Source organism: Sphingomonas lacusdianchii (genome assembly GCF_022664395.1).
Lineage (GTDB): Bacteria > Pseudomonadota > Alphaproteobacteria > Sphingomonadales > Sphingomonadaceae > Sphingomonas > Sphingomonas lacusdianchii.
The window spans coordinates 1-794 of sequence record NZ_JAKRET010000080.1; the positions used below are offsets into that span (position 1 = coordinate 1).

Below are 794 nucleotides of genomic sequence, written 5' to 3' on the forward strand. Positions count from 1 at the left end.
TAGAAGGTTTCCAGCAAGTTTCCAGGCTCGCTGCGAAGTCGTTCGCCCACGCACCGGGACTACCCGGCTTCAGCCATCCCTCGTAGCGTGATCGCATCAGGTACTCGCCAATCTCAAACGATATCTTGTCGGCGTGCAGCACGATCTCGGGCATCTGGCGGGTCTGATTTAACACGGACGAGAACCTGAGGTCTTCTCCAGTCGCGAGGTGCGCCATTGCGGCGGGACATTTGCGAATGTCGGCCTCGAGCCACTCCAGTCCTGCCTTATCGAGCAAACGGAGCAGGGCATCATCGCTTTGCGGCGGTGACTTTGCGATCATGGCAAATAGTCGCTGCCCGCGGGCTCGCGCCCTTGGCGGTTTGCCTTCATAGGGTGAACGGACCATCCGGGCTATCAGGCGATCTCCGCATGTTCGGCGTGCCTCGCCTAGGTCGGCATCGGTGCAGCCCCTGCGGACTGCGATTGCGTAAACCGGAAAGCCGTAATCGTCTCCCAGATAGCGGACCGCCATTGCCGGTTCGGACCGTTCGGAAAAGAAGCGGGCCGGGTCGAATGCAAGTGCGCGAGTGCGTTCCTGGAAATCGTATGCCCGCGGAGCGTCCTGTGCCGCCAAGGGCGCGACTTGGCCGAGGACGAGCGCAGCGGCGATGTAGGCAGATCGGATCATGCTCATACATCACACGGCCTGTCAGGGCTGCATAGCCAGTTTCACGGGCGTCGCGAATGCCGCCTACCCCCAACCCAGTCAGTCCGCTTAGGGTGTCATTTCGCCCTCAGCCGGAACCGACCCC

Annotated in this window: 1 protein-coding gene; it reads right to left on the reverse strand. The window is 61.6% G+C overall.

Translation table 11 applies throughout. From position 1 onward, the window contains the following. Positions 1–676 (reverse strand): hypothetical protein (locus MF607_RS22570; RefSeq protein ID WP_242122399.1); only part of this gene is annotated, 676 nt, incomplete at its 3' end. Positions 677–794 lie beyond the last annotated feature (118 nt).